This is a genomic window from Actinomyces ruminis, assembly GCF_002154335.2.
Taxonomy (GTDB): domain Bacteria; phylum Actinomycetota; class Actinomycetes; order Actinomycetales; family Actinomycetaceae; genus Actinomyces; species Actinomyces ruminis.
On the sequence record NZ_MTPX02000099.1, the window covers coordinates 1 to 1,082 of the forward strand.

Annotated in this window: 2 protein-coding genes; both read left to right on the forward strand. The window is 65.8% G+C overall.

Annotated features, from left to right (window positions below):
* Window positions 1-606: DUF6571 family protein (locus BW737_RS15445; protein WP_338063955.1), on the forward strand; the 606-nt coding region annotated here is incomplete at its 5' end.
* A gap of 74 nt (window positions 607-680) precedes the next feature.
* A partial coding sequence (locus BW737_RS15450; protein WP_218961954.1) for a hypothetical protein occupies window positions 681-1,082 on the forward strand: 402 nt, incomplete at its 3' end.

Here is a 1,082-nt window from a genome sequence, read left to right on the forward strand (position 1 = left end):
CGTGCCGTTGTGGTTGTGGTGGTCTTGGTGCTCGTGGTGGTGGGGGTTGCTGGTGGTGTGTGGTGGCGGGTGTGGGTGGAGGACCCGCTGGAGACTCAACTAGCCGAGCTCGCGGACGACCCGGCCGCGGCCCTGGACTACCTCGCCCCCACCACCAGCACCGACACCACCGGCACCGGCACCAGCGATGATGGCTCCAGCAGCGGCGACGACGGCGGGTGGGTGCCGCCCGATGAGGCCCAGGCCCGGTGGGACCAACTCACCGGACGGCGCTGGGGAACCAAGGGCATCACCGCCCTAACCCAGGCCCTCGCAGCCGCCTCATCCCTAAGAACCGACACGGGCGAGGACGGCCAGCGCGCCACCTGGGTTACCGCCCAGGGCATCATCCTCCTGGCCAACCACACCAACCACCTCACCGGACAGGCCAAGGCCAACACCGGCGTCATCCTGGGCAACTGCCCCACCGAACTCATAGCCCTGGCCCAACGCATCCCCATCACCACCACCGGACCCGACAACTACTACGAGGCGTTCCCCATAACCACCGCAGGCACCGACGAACAGGCCCTCACCACGGCAACCGCCACCTACTGTACGAAGTAGCAGACTCAACCGAAGCGGCCTACGAGATCGCCCGAGCCACAACCGCCTACACCGCCGCACGAGCCTCCCAATACATGAACACCCACGGCGCCTCAACCGACACCCTGGCCGACTTCTACGCCCGCAACGCCGACGCCCTGAACCTACTCGCCCTACTAGCCGACACCACCGACACTGACATCATCGACGCGATCAACGCCGGAGCCGCAGCCTCCACCGACCTGTTAACCATCACCACCAACACCAACGGCCAGCACACCATCACCCACACCCCCACCACCACACCCCAACCCAACCCCACCATCCCCACCGGCACCCCCGGCCTACCCGCACCCGCCTACACCAACGCGTTCAACGCCGGCCTCATCAACAACCCACCAGACCCCAACACCACCACCTGGTACACCACAGACACCAACGGCGCCCACCACATCACACTCAAAACCAACCAACAAACAATCGACTTCAACGGCTGG